We start from the raw sequence: 19,850 nt of genomic DNA, 5'->3' as shown, positions 1-19,850 counted from the left end.
ACGTTAAATCAGATTGAATAGCATTTGAATCCGTTATTTTTTCTCTAGTCGATCCATTACTGCCTGTGGCGGTTTCCAACCGTACGACCTTTTTTCCTGAGGGTGATACAAACAGGTAATGATATAGAGGTCATTGGTTTTTGATTTTTTCGGAGGCACATTGATTTGTACGTGAGTAAATCCGTCCCCATACCAGGTGACGTAGCCATCAGTCGCACTCTTTTGCAATACGTGACCGTTCACTCGAATATCGACTAAGTCTGGATTTTGATAAGGAATGCGTAATTGAAACGCAATACCATGTTCAATGGGAGTTTCCTCTTTAGCCGATTGACCTTTGCTGACTGCGATTTTGATTTCCGGTCCATCATCGACAATGGCTTGGAGGACGCTGTGATTGATCGTTGGGATCGGCTTAATGTTTTCCAGGAATTGTTTGATGTCTGGTGACAGCAACTCACTACTTTTTGCTGAGGTTGCAATGATGTAGGTATCCCTTCCCGCAGTTTGAGGATAGAGAACTGCCTGTGAGAGGCGCGGTTGCTTTTGCCAGAGTTCGACGCGGCTTTGCCTGCGTGCTTGTGGTGTCTTACCCCAGGCACTGACGAAATGCCCGATGTAAGATTGCATTCGATTCACCGGATAGCCGGGAAAATAAGCGCCATTCCAGTTGGAATTACCGATATTCATCAAGCCTTTTAACCGCTCCAACCCACTACTTTCCCAACCTACTTCAAATGCCATAATCATAGTGTGATACCGGGCATATCCGTAATGAGCAGTGTAAAATATGGGACGCCCCAGCCACAGCTTTTTTGACATCGCTGTGAGCTGATTTCCCCAGAATAATCTTTGTGCATCCGCTTCGAAGCGATCATAGCCATAGCCGGCTTTCATACCCGCCTTGTTGATGGCTTCTGTGATACGCCAATCCCAGGGGCGAAGTGTGAAATTAGAATACGCGGAACCAGTCACTTCAAACATGGTTTGACCGCGATACCGTTCGCGGGAGCCCAATTGATCGGGGCTGTATTCCTGCAATCCTGTGCCATGCACGTCTACATGAACTTCAGGTTTAAATTCATCAATGACAGAAAGGACCGCCATAATTTCAGGAGATTTTTCAGGGTGTTTGAACTGGAATGTTTTGAGATCCCAATTGTTGGTTCCGCCTCCCGTGTAGGGATCAATTTTTTGAGAGTTGCCAAAACGATCTGTTTCAAAATACGCATAAGGATTGATAATCGGAATGATGAGTAATAATTGTTTTTTACGTGTTTCCTGAGCAGCCGGGGCATTACTCAGTAGCCATTCGATATAGTGCATCACCGCAGTTGTCCCGCTGCGTTCCGGTCCACCATGCAAGGCCGTCATGAGACAGACCTGTTTGTGTTTGTCTTCCGTTTTTTGATCTGTGATTTTGAGAAGTGAAAGTGGAATTCCTTCCCGTGTGACACCAATGCGATCAACTTGTACCCATTTGGGGTAGGTTTCTTCCCAGTATTTCAGTGTCTCAGTGTATTCTTTGAGTGTCAGTCGATGCAGTTTTTCCTGCCAGGGGTGAGGGAGGTTCGCCAGCTTTTGTTTGAGTGCTTCATTTTCTTCGGCAAGGGTAGAATTGGAAAACACCATTGATACTAAGAGAACCAACGGCAATAGGAGAAATTGCCTACTATATGAGAAAACAGGGAGAGTTGAGTGTCTCGGAGTCATGTTGAGTATCCTGATGTTGATAAGGAGTTCAGGTAAAATTATTTATTTGATTTACCTCTACTTCTGAGGGGCGGGGCCCAGTGTTTGTCCTTCGCTCGTATTGATAGGCATCGAATAGACTTCTGCAGAATCAATGGGTAGTGTTCCCTCTTTCATTAATGTAAGCAGTTCGGCTGCTTTCTGGCCAATGGCGACTTCGTCGACTGTAATGGAGGACAGTCTGCTTTGTATGGCACCATGACGAACAGTGCCGCCAAAGCCAATCAGCGAGACATCATCGGGAACTCGCAAACCCATTTTACCTAGTAGTAGATAGATTAATTCTGCCAACGAATCAAACGTAGCAAAGATTGCTGTGGGAGGATCTGGTTGTTTGAACATTGCTTCCAATGTCGTCAGCAAGTCCTGTTCGTAATCTGTAGGGTGTAGCTGGGAACTGGGACCATGAAAAATGTACGGTTCAGGACAGCTGGCGCCTCGTGAACTCAGCGCTTCACGTAGCCCGGCTTCGTATTCAATAGCGGCTGTGGCACGATGAGGAGAAAAGAGAGCTACTGACTCGTGGCCATGTTTGAGTAGAGTTTGTCCTGCTAAAAGTCCGACTTCTCGAAAGGGGATTGAGAGCAGGGGGGCCTGAACTCCTTTCACTTCGCGATGGCAGAAGACAACAGGAATCCCATGCTGTTGCAGTTGGCGAATTTGATAAGCGGGTGTTGCGAGTACTGTCGCGGGGACTAAGGCGACACCGGCAACGTGTTTGTCGATCAGTTGCAAAATGGTATTTCCCTGTGCATCGACTTTATTTTCGGTACAACAGACAAGAACCTGATTTTGTGTTAATGCTGCTGCTTGCTCAAAACTCCTTTGGAGTGACGGATAAAATCCTGTGCGAGTTTCCGGGAGCACGAACGCAAAAATATCAAGGGTCTTTGAAATCGGGAGCGGAGGTTTCGTGCTTACAAACGAACCTTTCCCATGAATCCGTGTGATCCAACCCTGTTGTTCTAGAAGTTGCATCGCGTTTCGAACTGTTGTGCGCGCCAGTTGATAGGTTTCACACAATTGGTGTTCGGAAGGGAGTGCTTCGCCTGGGCGAACATCGCCTTGAGTTACCTTCTGGATCAATTGTTCGACTAATTGCTTATATTTCGGGCGCTGTTTGCCGGACTGGATTGCGGGAATAATGGAGTCTGTCTGTTCTGGTTCAGGAGCACGTGTTGTCATGGAGTATAGATTTTAATGAAATAGGGTTGAAATTTAGTCCCAGGAGCGTTACTTGTATTTAAATATGATACAACTTGTTCATGTGCTGTCAATCATCAATATTAACTGGTTTTTTCAGTTAATATTGTAAAATCAGTTTGGAACTGCATTGAATAGATACAAGATGTCTTAAATTCATAATAGGGGAATCAAATGAAGCAACAGATGATGATACTGATCGTTTTACTGGGAATTCTGACATTACCAGAGAGTTATGCGGGGGAACCAAAGCCGCTTGAAATTGGAAGTCAGCGCGAGTTGTTCGTCGATGATTATCTGATCGATAAAATGAAGGGAGCTGAATTACGATTGCATCATCCTGTGGATGAAGGTGTGGTGTTAAAGTTTGATAACCCTTGGGAAGGTTTGTTTTGCGGATATTGCACAATCATAAAAGATGGTGACATTTATCGAGCTTATTACCGGGGTAGACCGACTGCCGGAGCTGATGGTGATGTGGGTGAAGTGTATTGTTATGCCGAATCAAAAGATGGTAAGCACTGGACGAAGCCAGAATTTGCGCTGTTTGAAAAACAGGGCCACAAAAAGAACAACATTATTCTCGCTGACGCGGCGCCGATGACGCATAACTTCTCGCCTTTTCTTGATACACGTCCCGGTGTTCCTAAAGCAGAACGGTATAAGGCGCTCGGCGGAACAATGTCGAGTGGTCTGGTTGCCTTTACTTCGGCAGATGGAATTCATTGGAAACAACATCCAGCAGGCGCTGTGATTACCAAAAAAATGGTTCCTTTTCCCTACATGTTCGATTCACAGAATGTAGCATTCTGGTCCCCTGTGGAGAAGAAGTATCTGAGCTATTTTCGTGTCTTTAAAGATGGAATACGTCGCATTGCAAGAGTTGAAAGTGATGATTTTATTCACTGGTCTAAACCTGTTTTAATGGAATATACCCATCGCAATGAAAAAGCACCCATTGAGCATCTTTATACAAATCAGACCCATCCCTATTTTCGAGCACCTCACATCTATCTGGCCGTCGCAGCGCGGTTTATGCCAGGGCGTCAGGTATTAACGGACGCGCAAGCGAAAGAAGTAGGAGTTCATCCGAAGTACTTTAAAGATACTTCGGATGCGATTTTGATGACGACTCGCGGAGATAATACTTATCAACGAACATTCTTGAGCGGATTTATCACGGGTGGTATCGGTGCTCAAAATTGGGTTTCAAGAACGAACTATCCTGCTTTGAATGTGGTTCAGACTGGTCCCAGCGAAATGTCAATTTATGTTAACCAGGATTATGCACAGCCGACCGCGCATTTGCGACGTTATTCTTTGAGACTGGATGGGTTTGCTTCCGTACGAGCCGACTATAAAGGGGGGGAACTCGTAACGAAACCATTGATTTTTGACGGATCTAAGCTAGCGATCAACTTTTCCACTTCCGCAGCGGGGGGTATCAAAGTCGAAATTCAGGATGCAAACGGAAAACCCATTCCCGGCTTTACATTAGCTGATTCTCGTGAACAAATTGGAAACGAAGTCAATCGGATCGTCACCTGGAAGGGAGGCGATGATTTGAAGGCGCTCAGTGGAAAACCGGTTCAACTACGATTTGTCATGAAAGATGCCGACTTGTATTCGCTACAGTTTACAGACTGACAGAAGATGATTTCAGACTTTATTCTCCGGGAAGACAAAGTTTACCCAGACTGGTCTTTCCGGAGTTTTTTGATTAGTCTCAAGGTCACAGGAATCTTATTTCTGATAGATCTCATAAAGAAAAGAAAAATATGGCAGATCAAAAACGATTACTGATCGTAGGCGTTGGTTCGATTGGCGAGCGGCATTTACGCTGTTTCCAGTCGACCGGGCGTGTAGCGGTATCTATCTGTGAATTGAATGCTGACCTGCGTGAAAAAATCGGTAAACAATATCAAGTCGAAAAGCAGTATGTGAATTTAGATTCGGCTTTGTCGGATCCACATGACTGTGCGGTGATTGCGACTCCCGCGCATTTACATATCGCAATGTCTAAGCAAGCTGTTGAGGCTGGATTGGATCTTTTCATTGAAAAACCCTTGAGTACAAACTTTGAGGGAATCGACGAGTTACAGGCGCTCTTACAGGAGACGCGTCGTAAAGCGGCAGTCGCCTATGTCTATCGTGCGCATCCGGCTCTGGCTGCGATGAAAGCGGATCTTGATTCCGGGAAGTTTGGAAAACCTGTTCAACTGATTGTTGTTTCAGGACAAAACTTTCCCACATATCGTCCGGCTTATCGCGATATTTATTACAAATCCAGAGAACTGGGAGGCGGTGCGGTTCAGGATGCCTTAACGCATTCGATGAATGCGGGTGAGTATCTAGTGGGACCAGTAGATGCATTGGTCGCTGATTTTTCACATCAAGTACTGGAAGGAGTTGATGTTGAAGACACAGTGCATGTTATCACCCGACAAGGAAGTGTCTTGGGGAATTTTAGTTTGAACCAACATCAGCCAGCGAATGAGTCGGCGATTACTGTCGTTTGTGAGCGGGGCATGTTACGGTTTGAATATCAAAACAGCTGGTATCGTTGGATTACGGAACCTGAATCTGAATGGCAGATTGGTTTTCATGAAAATCTGGAACGGGATACACTCTTCCAGAGGCAGGCGAACGCTTTTTTAGATTATCTGGAGGATTTATGCCCTCCATTATGCTCTTTTGAAGATGGAGTGCAGACACTGGCTGTGAACCTTTCCATATTGAACTCGGTCGAGAAACAGTCGTGGATCGAGCCGGCAGATTTTATTTCCTCCTGAAACGGAATCATAGAAGTACAGATGAATTCGACAGACGAACCAACGATTCAGCAGTTATTTGATCTCACTGGGAAAACTGTTTTGATCTCCGGAGCCAGTGGCTACCTGGGAGGTGCTATGGCCCGTGGTCTGGCTGAAGCGGGGGCTCGCCTGGTTGTCAGTAGTCGTGATCGAAGCCGAGCACAGCAAACGGCTGACCAAATGCCGGATCCTCATAAACTCAACCACGTTGGCATTGAACTCGACCATATGGAAGAAGCGTCCATTGATCAAGGTTTTGAGTCCGCTTTAAAGGAGGCGGGGCAGATTGATGTGCTGGTGAATAATGGAAATGACCCGGTTGGTGCTGACTGGAGAGATGTAACCGGAGAGGAGTTTTCACGTCATTTGAAGAACGCGACTGGTTACTTTCTGTTAGCACGTAAGTTGCGGGACCATATCGTAACACGTCAGGCTTATGGCAGTGTGATTATGATTGGTTCGATGTATGGCGTTGTGGGATCTTATCCCGAAGCATATGAAGGGATCTGTAATGCCAGTCCGGTGGCCTATCACACGATGAAAGGAGGGCTCATTCATCAGACCCGTCACTTAAGCGTTTATTGGGCCAAGGATCGTGTGCGCGTCAATTGTCTGAGTCCGGGGCCCTTTCCTTCTGAAGCAGCACCGGCACATTTAGCGGAACGACTTTGTGAACATAGCCCGATGGGTCGTATGGGGAAACCATCGGAATTGAAAGGAGCAGCTGTTTTTCTCGCCAGTGATGCCAGTAGCTATATCACCGGTCAAAATATTCTGGTGGATGGTGGCTGGACCGCCTGGTAATTCAAACTCTCTCTCCGACAGTAGGAATCCTATTTTACTTTATGGTAAAATGAATGAAGCTGATCGTCAGATTGTAATATCATCTGATTTCCCAACTAGAGATTGAATACTGCCGGAAGAGTAATGGATTCAGGGATCATTAATTCGCTGGGTGGCTTAGGCTTATTTTTACTAGGCATGGTCATATTGACACGTGGCCTGAAAGAGCTTGCCGGCGACACCATCCGCCGCATGATTGCGAAATTTACAAAGAGCCTCGTGACTGGCATCACGACAGGTGCTATTGTCACAGCCGTTTTGCAGTCGTCCAGTGCAACGACTGTAACCGCCGTTGGTTTTGCGGGGGCGGGATTGTTGACATTGTCTCAGTCACTGGGGATCGTTTTGGGAGCGAATCTGGGAACGACGATTACCGGTTGGATTGTTGCGTTCTTTGGTTTTAAATTTAAATTGGGATTAGTCGCGTTTCCTTTGATACTCATCGGTGTCATTCTGAATTTATTCGCTAGGAAACGAATTGCAGCAGCCGGATTTGCTTTGGCTGGGTTTGGTCTGATTTTTGTGGGAATAGACAGTCTGCAAATAGGCATGTCCGGACTTACAGATAGTGTGACTCCAGAATCATTTCCCTCGGATACCTGGACGGGACGTTTACTATTGGTTTTTATTGGCGTGGGAATCACATTAGTGACTCAGTCTTCCAGTGCCGGTGTGGCGATGGCTTTGACAGCCGTCAGTACAGGCACCATTTCTCTGGCACAAGCATCCGCGATGGTGATTGGCTTTGATGTGGGAACGACGTTTACAGCGTTGATGGCGACGTTGGGAGGTTCAGTTGCTGCGAGAAGAACGGGGTTGGCACATGTGTTTTATAACGTTGTGACAGCCGTTGTCGCTTATTTTTTGTTACCCGTTTATATCTGGGTTTGGAATCATTATCTCAATTCCGGGAATAATGCCTCACCGGAATTTGCACTGGTCGCTTTTCACAGTCTGTTTAATTTTGTAGGGATTCTCATTTTAGTTCCCTTCATAGGTCAATTTTCCCAACTGATTACTCGCATCATTCCACAAGCAGTCAATGATCAATCGGAACGCCTCGAAGAGTCATTGATTCAGAATCCCAATGTTGCGATTGAAGCTTCTCGTTCTACGCTGGCTGATGTTTTTCAAAGTATTTTAAAGTTACTACGAACAATATTGTCATTTGATGAAATTGATCGTATGCAGATTAGTCAGGAGTTAGAGCAATATCGAGATACGCTGGAAACGACTTCCCTCTATATGCGGAGAATCAACATCTCTGAATCTGACCGGGAGACGCTTCGATGCTATCAGGAAGTATTATTGGCGCTCGACCATATCCAACGTTTAACAAGGCGTTGTATAGAAAGAGAACGATTGGATGCCACTCGAAATGTTAAGAAATTGAGTGACATTGTAGACCAGTTGGCCTGTCTGGTAACTCAAACGCAGCAGTCGTTCGAGAGTCGTTCTGCAATGGTTGAAGAACAGTCTTTAGAGGAGTTTTGGCTGGAACTGGATCAGAACCAAAAAGCAACACGGCGTCAGTTGACCGCTTCATCAACAAAAGCAGGTGTAGATTTTGAGGCTCTGTTAGGACAGTTGGATGCGTATCGATGGTTAATGAGAGTCAGCTATCATCTTTGGAGAGTCGTCCATCATTTACAAAATGCCCGAATCATCTTGAATCAGGAGAGGCAGGAAAGTCAGGATTCAAATTAATGTGATGATGTTAGTTTGTATTTTAGAGACAATTATTTGAAACAAATATAAAGCTCGATTCTGATTACTAATAAACAGAGATCGAGCTTTAAAACAGATTGAATTGTAGTGGACTCTCAGATATTTCTATTTTTTGTTTTCCAGATCGAATAGAAACACATTGTCTTTGTCTGGAGAAACTGTAGCGGAAAGCCCCGATTTTTTGAGGTCTCCATATTTTTCAGGTATCAGAGAAACTTCTTTGACCACCACATCGACTTCGTCAAGATTAGCGCCAGCTGGAGGTCCTTCGGTTTCGACACAAGTAATAGAAACACTGTGTTCTCCCGCAATAGCCCCATCACCGTCTTCGAATGTACGAAGCTGGAACGCTCCTTCAGCGTTTGACCGTCCAACGGCTGCTTGAGGTTCACCACCAGAAGAGCGAAACACGATTGTGGCCCCTTCTAATGGTTTTCCATCAAAATTGACTGTTCCTGTTACGGGGTAAGTTTTTGGACGTTGTTTTGTCCATTTATCCTCTGTAGTACCGGAACAAGCTGTGCCTAAGAATAAGGTAAGTACAATAGTAATCAATATGCAACGCATGCGTTCTGTTTCCTCTGTTTTAACGATAGTAGATCCAAGTGAGTAGATCACAATTACTGTATATTCCACTCACGAATTCTATTAGTGCTAGCAAGAAATGAAGGTTAGAATTCGCCTAAAGGTTCTCCCCCATTTTTTGATCCTAGTCCGCCCCAGATACCATAAGGGCTTGCACCTGATGCGACCTGTGAAGCACTAACGTCGCCGGTGTCAATATTTTCGCTAATGAAACGCACAGCACCATCGGCCAACAGAAGATGCACGCCCCCTTCATGGCGGCTGGAAGGGGGTAAAATACCTGTTGAAGCTTGACCGTTGCAGACAGGAGCATTAGGTGGCAAGATCGTATTAAAATTAATATAACCAGATCGGCCATCGGCCCAGCGCGTTCCCAGAGAACGTTCTCTATCTAAGAGTCCGGAAGGGCCAGATGTGAAAGCGCCATTGACAAAACTCGCAAGACAAGCAGAGGGGTTTGTTGAATTCAGTCTAGAATTAGCACCAAAGGTGTTAGCAGGGGTTGTCGCTCCCGAACCGGGTGGGCGAATGCATTCCGAAACCATGGCGGTATTGCTTGTACCGTCGATAATGTCGCGCATGCGTACGCTGGATTGAAGTCCGAAAATCCCACGCAGGCCTCCAGGCGAAGTTGTATCAAGACTACTGTATCGATCGCCTATCGAAAACAAATAATTATGTTGACCGAGTCTTGTGATATCAGCGGTATCGACGTCGGACGGGCAATTGATAATGGGCAACTTAGTTCTGTAGGCATCAAAATTTATGTTCCAGACAAAAGAAGACGTTCCCAAATTGCCAGTAATTTGTTGGTAAAGCGGAGCTTGATCGATAAAGGGAAGTAAAGGGACATACACACTGAAACGAGAGTCAGGCGTGCAGCTGCTACAAGTGCTTTCATAGGGCCCGATGCGACTGGCGGGAAATGTTCCATAAGTAGAGTGGTAATTGTGGAGTCCCAGTCCAATTTGTTTTAAATTGTTTTTACAGGTGCTGCGTCGGGCCGCTTCACGTGCCTGTTGTACAGCTGGAAGCAGGAGTGCGATTAAAATCGCAATGATGGCGATTACGACTAATAACTCAATTAAGGTAAAACCGGCTTTGATTTTTTTTTGTTGTCTCATTTGATTTTTACTCTTTTATAAAAAATATAAATGGTGTTCGAGAACCACTCTCGGTATTTAACGATTTGTTTATTGTGCAAGATGAGTCAGATATCTCTCTGGAATTCCATTGATAAAGCGAACGTCTGATATCTCACCTCCCCAATGTCGGGAGATATCAGTCATTGTGGATCCCCCGATTACAAGAATACCTCCCGCTACTAGCGGGTGTATGTCTTCGATGTCTGTCAAGGTTTGTTGCAAATCAGGTACTGATGCAAACTCAGGAGTTCGTGTCAAGGTGACGATGCTGTCGTTGGGTGTCGGGGTATTAGAGTCATAGGTAAATATGATGTGATACCATCGATCTTTTTGCCATGTCGTTCGTCTATCTGTATGATATCCAACGTATTTGCCTCTAGTATTCAAAAAACCAAAGCCAAGTTTACCATCACGATTAGGTGAATCCCCTACATAAAGATTAAATTGCGATGTAGTGTGTTCTGCGGTATTGCGATAATGAAACAAAATGTCGGAGTCAGCTTGTTGGTCGCTATTCGGGTTGCGTGCCCAGAGTTCAATCGTAAAACGATTCATGTTAAACAGGCGCGCTTCATTTTGAGAGAGTGTGCGAAACAGTTTGCGGAACTGAGAATCGAAGGGGCCGGCTGATGTTGGAGAATTGTTCGGTGCTGGTTTTCCAGTAAATGGTGATTTCCCATTCTCAGCGATAATTTGCAGGTCCAACTGATTTCCGGAGTAATCTTTGGCAATGGGGGAATTTTTCGTTTCCGTTAATTTCCAGTGACCAATCAGTGCTGGTGATTCAATCTTGAGATTTTGAACAAAAAATTCCGGTGTGGTTTCGATTTCGGTAATTTCATGAGAATCAGGATGAATTCGTATTGCATCTTTCTCAAACAGGTTTTTTGTAACTGTTGTTTCTCGTTTTGAATTCAGTAGATTAAATTCGACGAGCCCTTTGAGAACATGGACTTCAGTCTCTTGTGAGGGATCAATGATCAGTCCAAATTTGGTTCCCAGATCAACGATCCTTGATGTGGGCGTATCAATTGTCAGACCTTCCGCCTGAGGAGGGACATTTGCGAATAAGTTACCTTGATCGAGTTGGAACTGGCTCACATTGATCGGAATTAGATGAGAATTTCCTTTGAGTATTACACGTGCTCCCAGTGCAGTCTCTAATTCTATGAGACCGCCACTCAGATGAAGCTCGTCTCTGGCATGAAGAAGCTCGTCGATCTTCCATTTATGTTTTCCTTTTTCCCATACAGCTTTTTGTGTGTTTGTGATACGTGCCAGAAAGGGCGGTGTGTTGTTTTGCCAGAATTGGAAATAAAGCAGAGAGACAGAAACGACTATGACAACTAAGAACGCTGAAAGAGCAAATAGCGTCTTGTTACCAAAGGTCCGCTTAGGAGACGTATGAAGGTATAACGGCAGAGTTCTTAACTCACCGGATGGTAGCGGGTCATAATTCGTTGATCGCCCGAGGGGGCCGGGGTCAACAATTCCCTCCCATTCCAGATTCGCACACATGCCAGCATATTGAATAAAGAAATCACTCGCTTGATCATTATTCAGGACCAGACGCTCCAAACGAGCTGCGTCTTTGTGAGAAAGATCTCCGTACTGGTATTCCCAACATAGCTGCATCAACTCTTCTTGTTCTTCGGGAGTCAGCATTAGAAAAAATCTCCTGATTGAAGTTGTTTCTGAATGCAACTGAAAAGCAGGTCATGTGCCCTGCGGAGTGTTTTGTAGATTGCATTGGGGGAGCGATTTAGCGATTGCGCGACCGATTTAGTGCTCGCCTCTGGTTCATAAGTTTTTTCCAGAACTTCTTTTTGACGCGCGGAAAGCAATTCATAACAGACTGAAAGGGCCGCCTGCTGACGATCGAGTTCGTCGACTGTGACCATTGCGCGTTCCGCAACGCGATTAAAGAATTCATTGCTGAAGATATTTCGTTCGAGGTTTTGTCTACGGCGGTAATTGAGCACTTCATAGCGAACGATTTGACAACTCCAGGCCCAAAAGTTCGAGCCTGTTTCAAAGAGCTCAAACTTCGACCAGAGAACAGTACATGTATTCTGATAGACTTCTTCTGCATCGGTTCTGTTATCTACCAAGGATCGAATAAATCGGTAGATTCGCTGGCTATGCCGCGAGAACAGCATAATAAACTCAGTAGTTCGGTCAGTAACAACCGCCATTATTTACCCTCAATGAAACGCTTCAAATAAAAGGCCCTGTAAACTAAGCCCTTTACTGAATACAGCATGAGCTTGGGTATTTGAGCCGTGGAAAAATTGCAAAATGGTAAAATTCTGGAAATTATTCTGTAGGTAAGATTTATGCTTGAGACATTTTGAAAAGAAACTTAAGCAGTGTGGGGGAAAGTCTGTAGTATATGAATAAAAGCCGTCGGTGGAGTGAAATCATTTACATGATCTGATTGTTATTCATACTTTAAGTTAAAAGTCTAATTTCGTGTATAAGATGAGTGGCTGATTCGTTGAATGAGGACACAATCCAATTTTAACTAACTCCATTTAGGAATTGCATTAGTTTAACTATGAAGGGAATGCTTATTCACAAAATTTGGGGATGTTCTAAATGCCAGGACGTAGCTGTCTGATAGGCGTGTGCGACCGAAAGAATGATATCGTCTGTGAATAGGTTACCAATGAGGGTTATACATCGGGGCTGTTTATCAAATTGATAAGGGAAAACGGCGGCAGGATGTCCCGTAAGGTTGGTTAAGCCTGTGTCACCCGAATGGGTAATATAGAGGTCGATGTTTTCAAAATAATCTGCCATCTTTTGCATCAGCGCGAAGCGGTGCCGTTGAGCATTGAGATAGTCAAGTGCTGTGATGTTACGTGCCGGTCGAAAATTCTTCACTCGTACTTTACGAACCATTTGCTCGTCAAGATTCTGACTGATAAAATCGTCGAATGCCGTTGCTGATTCGACAGTCAGAATGTGTTTTACTTCGCGATAATTAGGAGGAGCGGGCACCTGTATTAGATTTGCTCCCAGACGGCGTAATGTTGTCAGAAACGCTTCGTCGGTGCCTTCTCGATAGCCAATTTTCAAAGCAGCCAGATCGGGCAAACGCTGGAAACGGAATGGAGCAGTTAGTGTTGACGGATCCTTTTCATCCGCCCCGTGAATGGCATTAAAGACGAGCGCACAATCTTCAATTGTACGGCACATAGGACCAACCTTGTCCATCGTCCAACTGAGTGTCATACATCCATGTCGGCTGACACGACCGAAGGTGGGACGCAAGGCGTTAATGCCGCAACGTTTCGAAGGAGAGACAATTGATCCCCGTGTTTCTGTGCCAATCGCAAAGGCGACGCAGCCCGCCGCTGTTGCAGAACCGGGACCAGCAGATGAACCACTTGATCCCTCCTCGGTATTCCATGGATTGCGTGTGCGGCCTCGATACCACTGATCCCCTTGCGCGAAGGTACCCGTTGATAACTTGGCAATAAGAATCGCGCCGGCTTTTCGTAATCGGGTGACTATTTCTGCATCTTCATCAATCATCCGATTTTCAAACGGCTTGGCGCCCCAGGTGGTTCTCGCGTTGCGCGTGGAAAAGAGATCTTTGACTCCCCAGGGAATACCGTGCAATGGTCCGCGGTACTGACCGGAGGCAATGTCCTGCTCTGCTTGTTTGGCTTCCCTTATAGCAGATTTTTCCATGATTGTGACAGCACAGAGAAGCTGGGGGTCAAGTTGTTTGATGCGTTCAAGATAAATTTCGGTCAGCTTGACTGGCGACAATTGACGAGATTGAATCAAAGCAGCCAATCGGTGAACTGGTAGGAATGCAATCTCTTCATCTGACTCTGGTACAGATCCTTTCCATGGTTCAACTTTGATCTCTTCTTTATGAGAAAAGTTATTTTTTTTGTTATGAGAGAGTCGTTCAAGATACGCAGCAGAGCCGTAGGGAGAGGCCTGAAACTGTATCGCCGGTGCCATTGAGTTAGGGAGCAAATTTTGCGACTCGTTTGAAGGTTGTTTCGGCTGCCCTTTCGTCTGCTGGTCCGTAAGGCAGGCTGCGGGAGTACAAGCTGTCACGGCGGCCGTTATACTGAGGAATTGTCGACGGTTGAAGAAACCGTTTGTTTCCCAGAATTGTGCGTTGTCACCGTTTTTTGAATCGTGATCAGGTGGGTCTAACTGGTCTGTAATTCTACTCATTATTCTTTCTTCGGCTTTGATGTCGGAATTCCATTTTGGCTTAACGAAGTGAAATCGATTGATTAAAATCCAAAAGTATATAAATGAAACGGGAATTTATATTTCAGACGATGCTATAACTGTCGTAATTTTAAACTCTACTTTATGTTAACAGTGTTCTCCCCCGTGTGTCTAACATATCAACCAGTTCCAGAAATTTTCCTGATTTCAACAAAATCGGAAATGAGGACACAATGCAATTTGAACGAATTCCTTATCAATCAGATTGGTACCGTGAGGCATGTCAGCTTCGGAATGAGTTATTACGTAAACCGCTTGGGTTAGATTTACTTCAGGCAGATTTATCAGAGGAGTCCGAGTATTTTCACTATGGGATGGTTGTTGGTAATAAAGTGATTGCTTGCGCGTTGGCAATTCCTGTCTCTGGAAACAAAGCAAAAGTTCGTCAGATGACAGTAGCCCTCGAATATCAAAGGCAGGGAATCGGAAAGTTGTTGCTACAGAAGATCGAACTTGATCTGAAAGAGCGTGAAATTGAGATGGTCGAATTAGATGCACGAAGTTCTGCCGTCGAATTTTACAAGAAGCTGGGTTATGTTGCAGAAGGTGAAGAATTTCTGTCTGTTTCCATTCCTCATTTGCATATGGTGAAATCGCTGGTTGAGAATCGATAGCCAAGGCTGGTTTCGCATTGCAAAATGATTTAAGATGACAACTGAAATTTACTTAATGCAAAATACTTATTGCCAAATATGAACAGGTTGGCTTGGGAAATAGCATGAAAAACGTGTTGATTTTATGTACTGGAAACTCTTGTCGTTCGCAGATGGCAGAAGCCTTATGGCGCGAACTGGGTCAGGGAGAATGGGAATCATATTCAGCGGGATCACTGCCTTCTGGCTATGTGCATCCCATGGCGATCGAAGTCATGCAGGAACTTGATCAGGACTTATCACAAAATCGTAGCAAACACGTCGATGAATATTTAAATAAAACCTTTGATCTCGTGGTAACCGTCTGTGATAGCGCGAAAGAAAGCTGTCCGACTTTAGCGGGGGCACAACGTATCGAACATTGGCCCTTTTATGATCCTGCGGATGCAGAAGGTTCCGATACAGAAAAACTAATGGTCTTTCGAGATGTCCGTGATCAGATTCGTGAGAAAATTCAGGAGTTCCTCAAGGCTGAATCTTAAAAAATTGTGGCTTTTTAACCCAGCAATTCTTTAATCACAGCACCGCCTGTCTGACTTAGAACTTTGAATCGACCTTCGTGGAAATAGGTTAATTGATTGTCATCCAACCCCATGATGTGTTCCAGAGTGACATGCAGGTTTCTGATGGGATTGACAACTTCAACGGCGTGATCACCAATTTCATCAGTGGCTCCAATGCGGTGACCTGCTTTCACACCTCCGCCTGCCATCCACATCGCCATGCCTTTTGCGTTATGATCGCGTCCCGCGGCCTGTCTGCCACTCCGCATACCGTTGTCCGGTGAGCGTCCGAATTCACCCGTCCAGACGACCAATGTTTCATCCAGAAGTCCGCGTGACTTTAGATCTTCCAAAAGTGCGGCGATCGGTTGATCAACGGCCTGCATGCGTGCTTTATGCGATCGATCCAGGTAATCATGTGAGTCCCAGCCCGCCGCATAAATCTGAACGAAACGGACTCCTTCTTCCACGAGTTTTCTCGCTAACAGGCAGCGGCGGCCAAAACTATCTGTTTCTGTTTTTCCGAGACCATACATTTCCTGTGTTTGCTTAGTTTCCTTGTCGAGATTGATGATATCGGGAACCTGAGTCTGCATGCGGAACGCAAGTTCGTAAGATTCCATGCGCGCCGCGAGTACTTCTTCATGCGGATTACGTTTCATGTCTGCTTGATTCAACGCTGCAAGCAAGTCTAGGTTCTTGCGTTGGGTCTTTCGTGTGACGTGAGTGGGTGGGTTCAAATCAAGAATCGGAGAACCTTTCGAACGTAGTGCCGTTCCCTGGAAGTAAGCTGGCAGGAAGCCGTTCGACCAGTTAGCAGAACCTCCCTGAGGGTAAGCCACTTCAGGTAGCACAATAAAGGCTGGTAGATTTTGATTTTCTGTTCCCAAACCATAAGTCATCCAGGAACCGACTGCTGGATCACCGCCAAAGCGATTTCCTGTATTCATGTGATAACAGGCGGTGGGGTGGTTAATAGACTCTGCCTGTAATCCATGGTAGACACACAGTTCATCAGCCATTTCTGACAGATGAGAGAAGTGTTCGCAGAGTGAAATACCGGACTGGCCTGCTTGGCGATGCTTGAACGGGCTTTTAATATAATATCGTTTTCCGCTTGCCATTGCAGAGACTTGAGCATCTTTTCGTACAAACTCTTTGAGGTGGAGTTTCTCAAGAGCGGGTTTGGGGTCAAATGTGTCAAGATGACTGGGACCACCTTCCATAAACAGAAAAATGCAAGCTTTGGCCCGTGGTTTGAAATGCGGGTCGCGTGGAGCCAATGGTTGATCCAGAACCAGATTTTTAGGCTTTGGCTTTGATTTCTCTTCTGCCTGCAACATCGCATTAAACGCTACTGTGCCCAGGCTGGCACCCATGCCATAAAGAAAATCGCGTCTGTGTAATCGGTGCATAGGATTCTTATCGCAAATAAATAAATTCGTTGGAATTCATCAAAACCAGGCAAAGCTCTGCCAGAGCGCGGGTTTCTGCATCCACGTTCCAAGGTTTCAAATCTTGTACATAATTGTCGGTTAAATCCAGTTTCTCGGTCCAGGCGAACGATTCCCCGGTTAGCTCTTCGATCATTTCCCGTTTCACATTACGAGGAAGATCCACTTTTTCTGGAGGGTGTGCCTGGTGATAGTCTTTCATTTCTTTAACATGCTTGAGAGCTAATTGGCTTTCTTTAGTATCAGGAGTTCTCAAGACAAGTTGTTGAAAGACCTGATTGATTGCTTCCGTGTCAGATTTCGTTTCCTGATTGATTTTCTTTGCCAGCGCAATGGCGCGGTCGTGTGTGAACTGTCCATTGAAAAGCGCAAATGCCTGTGGAGTGACTGTTGTTTCGTCTCGACGTTCGCAGGAAGATTCACTGCCTGGACGATTGAAAACTTCCAGCATCGGATCTGAAAGTGTGCGATACCGAAACGCATACAAAGTTCGACGATTGCGTTGTTTGGGAAGTGGCATGGGCTGATACGCGGGAGCGACCGATCCCATGATGTGTCGTGGTTGCAATGCGACTTCCCAATTGATTTCAGGAAAGACGCCGGGACCTCCCATCTCTGAATTCATTTCACCTGTAATAGACAGGAGCGAATCGCGGATCTGTTCAGCCGTCATTCTCCGAGTGGGGAAATGAGAGAGTAACCGATTATTGGGGTCTTGAGTTTTGACCATTTCTTGATCGATCGGATGGCTACTTTGCTGGTAGGCATTCGATGTCATAATGAGATGATGTAATTTTTTGATGGACCAACCATGATCCATGAACCAGGTGGCGAGCCAGTCTAGAAGTTCTGGGTGAGAGGGTTTCTCTCCCTTTTGTCCGAAATTATTAGGAGTGGCGACCAGACCGGTACCAAAATGCGTTTGCCAGATACGATTCACTATGACGCGTGCGGTAAGAGTATTATTGGAACTGGCTACCCAGCGTGCGAATGCCAGCCGTCTGCCTTCCGATGACTGAGGGATCGTATTCCAGGCAGTGGGGTCCTGGCTATTGTTGGAACCGGCAACCGCACTGAGAACTCCCGGCGTTACCTTTTGGGTGGGAGCAGTAATAGCACCACCCGCCAGGATAAAGATTTGCTGTGCTTCCCCCTGCTGTTTCTTAAGGTCAGGTAAGAGATTAACGGCTTGTGTCGAGCGATAATTATTTGGTGGTCCATTATAAACACTAAACGCATAAGACTTATAACGTTTGAGTTCTCTTTCAAAATAAGAGATACGTTTATTGTTGATTTTGACCAGGCTTTTTTCGAGTTCGGTCAAACCAAACCATCGCACTGGAGGTCTTTTGTCTGCCGGAACGTCTTTCAGGTTCTTGTAACCGTTTTCTTTTAACCATTTCGAAATTGCTTTTTTTGATTTTTGTGAAAATTGATTTTGAGCTTCGCGTGTTTCTTTGATTAATTTTTCAGTGCGGACTTTCATATTTTTGAAGCCCGAAATATTTTCATAAGACTGATAGGGAACTTTTCGATCTGCAAATTGAACCGGGGCAAAGACCGCTTGTATTCGGTAATAGTCACGGGTAGGCACAGGGTCGAATTTGTGATCGTGACACTTGGCACAACGAAAGCTATGGGCCAGGAATGTGACGCCGACACTCTGGGTGACATCGTCGAGGAACAACTGCCGCGTGACAGCGGCGACGCTCATGCCAGTATGTTCCCAGGGGCCGCTTCGTAAAAAACCAACGGCGATTAACATTTCCGGGTCTTGAGGATCAAGTTCGTCTCCTGCGAGTTGTTCGGTAATAAAACGGTCATACGGTTTGTCTGCATTGAAACTGCGTACCAGATAATCTCGATAACGCCAGGCATTAGGCCGCTCATAGTCATTTGCAAAACCACTCGTGTCGGCATAGCGTACGACATCAATCCACATTTGCGCCATCTGTTCGCCATAATGAGGACTCTTTAGCAATCGCTCGATCAAATTTGACCACGCTTCTTTATTGTTTGGTTGCTTTTGAAATTCGTCAATTTCTTTTAGGGTTGGTGGTAATCCTGTTAGATCATAGGTGGCACGACGTATGAGTGTTTTGCGTTCTGCCGATTGAGAAGGGATGAGCTTCTTCTGTTTGAGTTTTTGCTGAATGAATGCATCGATGGGGTGACGCTTGCTTGCTTGTTTAGTTGAGAGTGCCTGCCAGGGAACTGATGGTCGTTGTATCGGCTGGTAGGCCCAAACGTCTTCCGGTTGGTAGGTTCGTGCTGTCCAGGTAGGACTCTGACCTCCTGACGTAGACATTACCATTTGCGAATCGCTGTCTGCAGGCTTTGAAGTACTTGAGGGTAACTCCCGATCTGACCAGACCGCACCATCGCTAATCCACTGTTTCAAGTCTGTGACTTGTTCTGCATTTAACCGATTTCGTTCTTGCGGCGGCATCTGGATTGAATCGTCATTCCAGGTGACTGCATTCCAGAACGGGCTTTCTTCTGGTTTTCCGACAATAATGGCTGCTTCCCCGGATTCACCACCTTTGATCAATGCTTCACGTGTCAGCATTGTATATTCACCTTTAATATCATCAGGGGTTTTTCCATGACAGCCTAAACACTTTTGTTCCAAAAGAGGTCGTATCTTTTGCAGATAGAATTTTTCTTGCGGACTGAGCTTTGAGTCTGCTGCATCTGCTGGAGAGGGAGTGAGTTGAATCATTATTGTTGTGCATAAAATGATGCAAAAAAAACGCTTGATTGCAGGCAAAGAAAAGAGAATGCACATGGAAGGAGTTCCTGAATTACAGGTCTATTGAGCGGAAAGCTGACTTAGATGAATTTGGTTGCGGTCTTACTAAGATAATGTAGCGAGGACCAAAAATCAATTTGATTTCCATTTTCAGGT

At 45.4% G+C, this 19,850-nt stretch carries 15 protein-coding genes; 6 read left to right on the top strand and 9 right to left on the bottom strand.

Annotated features, from left to right (window positions below; all coding sequences use genetic code 11):
• Positions 1 to 33 precede the first annotated feature (33 nt).
• Complete coding sequence (locus V202x_RS23850) at positions 34 to 1,713, bottom strand: M14 family zinc carboxypeptidase (RefSeq protein ID WP_145179313.1); 1,680 nt, start codon at positions 1,711 to 1,713, stop codon at positions 34 to 36.
• Between the two features lie 57 nt (positions 1,714 to 1,770).
• Positions 1,771 to 2,937 carry a GntR family transcriptional regulator gene (locus V202x_RS23845; protein WP_145179312.1) on the bottom strand — a complete coding sequence of 389 codons (1,167 nt, stop codon included), beginning with the start codon at positions 2,935 to 2,937 and terminating at the stop codon, positions 1,771 to 1,773.
• Between the two features lie 192 nt (positions 2,938 to 3,129).
• Here V202x_RS23845 and V202x_RS23840 point away from each other — a divergent pair, with 192 nt between their 5' ends.
• The 4 genes from V202x_RS23840 to V202x_RS23825 all read left to right on the top strand — a co-directional run bounded on the left by V202x_RS23840 (position 3,130) and on the right by V202x_RS23825 (position 8,318).
• The gene (locus V202x_RS23840) at positions 3,130 to 4,602 is read left to right on the top strand and encodes a hypothetical protein (protein WP_145179311.1); all 1,473 of its coding nucleotides are present in this window, start codon (positions 3,130 to 3,132) and stop codon (positions 4,600 to 4,602) included.
• A 131-nt stretch (positions 4,603 to 4,733) separates the two neighbouring features.
• Positions 4,734 to 5,747, top strand: coding sequence for a Gfo/Idh/MocA family protein (locus tag V202x_RS23835; protein WP_145179310.1), 1,014 nt, complete (start codon positions 4,734 to 4,736; stop codon positions 5,745 to 5,747).
• A gap of 21 nt (positions 5,748 to 5,768) precedes the next feature.
• On the top strand, positions 5,769 to 6,572 hold the full coding sequence (locus V202x_RS23830; protein WP_145179309.1) for an SDR family NAD(P)-dependent oxidoreductase: 804 nt from the start codon (positions 5,769 to 5,771) through the stop codon (positions 6,570 to 6,572).
• A gap of 123 nt (positions 6,573 to 6,695) precedes the next feature.
• Complete coding sequence (locus V202x_RS23825; protein WP_145179308.1) at positions 6,696 to 8,318, top strand: Na/Pi cotransporter family protein; 1,623 nt, start codon at positions 6,696 to 6,698, stop codon at positions 8,316 to 8,318.
• 126 nt (positions 8,319 to 8,444) lie between these two features.
• Here the strand turns inward: V202x_RS23825 and V202x_RS23820 are convergent, their stop codons facing one another.
• From V202x_RS23820 to V202x_RS23800, 5 genes are all read right to left on the bottom strand, one after another.
• Complete coding sequence (locus V202x_RS23820; RefSeq protein WP_145179307.1) at positions 8,445 to 8,906, bottom strand: DUF4198 domain-containing protein; 462 nt, start codon at positions 8,904 to 8,906, stop codon at positions 8,445 to 8,447.
• A gap of 104 nt (positions 8,907 to 9,010) precedes the next feature.
• Positions 9,011 to 10,048, bottom strand: a complete 1,038-nt coding sequence (locus V202x_RS23815; RefSeq protein ID WP_145179306.1) for a DUF1559 domain-containing protein — start codon at positions 10,046 to 10,048, stop codon at positions 9,011 to 9,013.
• A gap of 69 nt (positions 10,049 to 10,117) precedes the next feature.
• The gene (locus tag V202x_RS23810) at positions 10,118 to 11,734 is read right to left on the bottom strand and encodes a FecR domain-containing protein (protein ID WP_145179305.1); all 1,617 of its coding nucleotides are present in this window, start codon (positions 11,732 to 11,734) and stop codon (positions 10,118 to 10,120) included.
• Positions 11,734 to 12,264, bottom strand: a complete 531-nt coding sequence (locus V202x_RS23805; protein ID WP_145179304.1) for a sigma-70 family RNA polymerase sigma factor — start codon at positions 12,262 to 12,264, stop codon at positions 11,734 to 11,736. Before V202x_RS23805 ends, V202x_RS23810 begins: the two co-directional genes overlap by 1 nt.
• 379 nt (positions 12,265 to 12,643) lie before the next feature.
• Positions 12,644 to 14,272 carry an amidase gene (locus V202x_RS23800; RefSeq protein WP_145179303.1) on the bottom strand — a complete coding sequence of 543 codons (1,629 nt, stop codon included), beginning with the start codon at positions 14,270 to 14,272 and terminating at the stop codon, positions 12,644 to 12,646.
• 233 nt (positions 14,273 to 14,505) lie between these two features.
• Between V202x_RS23800 and V202x_RS23795 the strand changes: the two genes are divergently transcribed.
• Positions 14,506 to 14,946: a GNAT family N-acetyltransferase gene (locus V202x_RS23795; RefSeq protein WP_145179302.1), complete on the top strand. Its 441-nt coding sequence runs from the start codon at positions 14,506 to 14,508 to the stop codon at positions 14,944 to 14,946.
• A gap of 104 nt (positions 14,947 to 15,050) precedes the next feature.
• The gene (locus tag V202x_RS23790; RefSeq protein ID WP_145179301.1) at positions 15,051 to 15,467 is read left to right on the top strand and encodes an arsenate reductase ArsC; all 417 of its coding nucleotides are present in this window, start codon (positions 15,051 to 15,053) and stop codon (positions 15,465 to 15,467) included.
• Positions 15,468 to 15,481: 14 nt separating this feature from the next.
• Here the strand turns inward: V202x_RS23790 and V202x_RS23785 are convergent, their stop codons facing one another.
• Both V202x_RS23785 and V202x_RS23780 read right to left on the bottom strand, forming a co-directional pair.
• Entirely contained in the window at positions 15,482 to 16,903 is a 1,422-nt protein-coding gene (locus V202x_RS23785) for a DUF1501 domain-containing protein (protein WP_145179300.1), read from the bottom strand.
• A gap of 7 nt (positions 16,904 to 16,910) precedes the next feature.
• Positions 16,911 to 19,730: a PSD1 and planctomycete cytochrome C domain-containing protein gene (locus V202x_RS23780; RefSeq protein ID WP_145179299.1), complete on the bottom strand. Its 2,820-nt coding sequence runs from the start codon at positions 19,728 to 19,730 to the stop codon at positions 16,911 to 16,913.
• Positions 19,731 to 19,850: the final 120 nt, after the last annotated feature.

Origin of the sequence: Gimesia aquarii, assembly GCF_007748175.1 — a bacterium.
Lineage (GTDB): Bacteria > Planctomycetota > Planctomycetia > Planctomycetales > Planctomycetaceae > Gimesia > Gimesia aquarii_A.
This window is presented reverse-complemented; position numbering and strand designations above follow the sequence as displayed.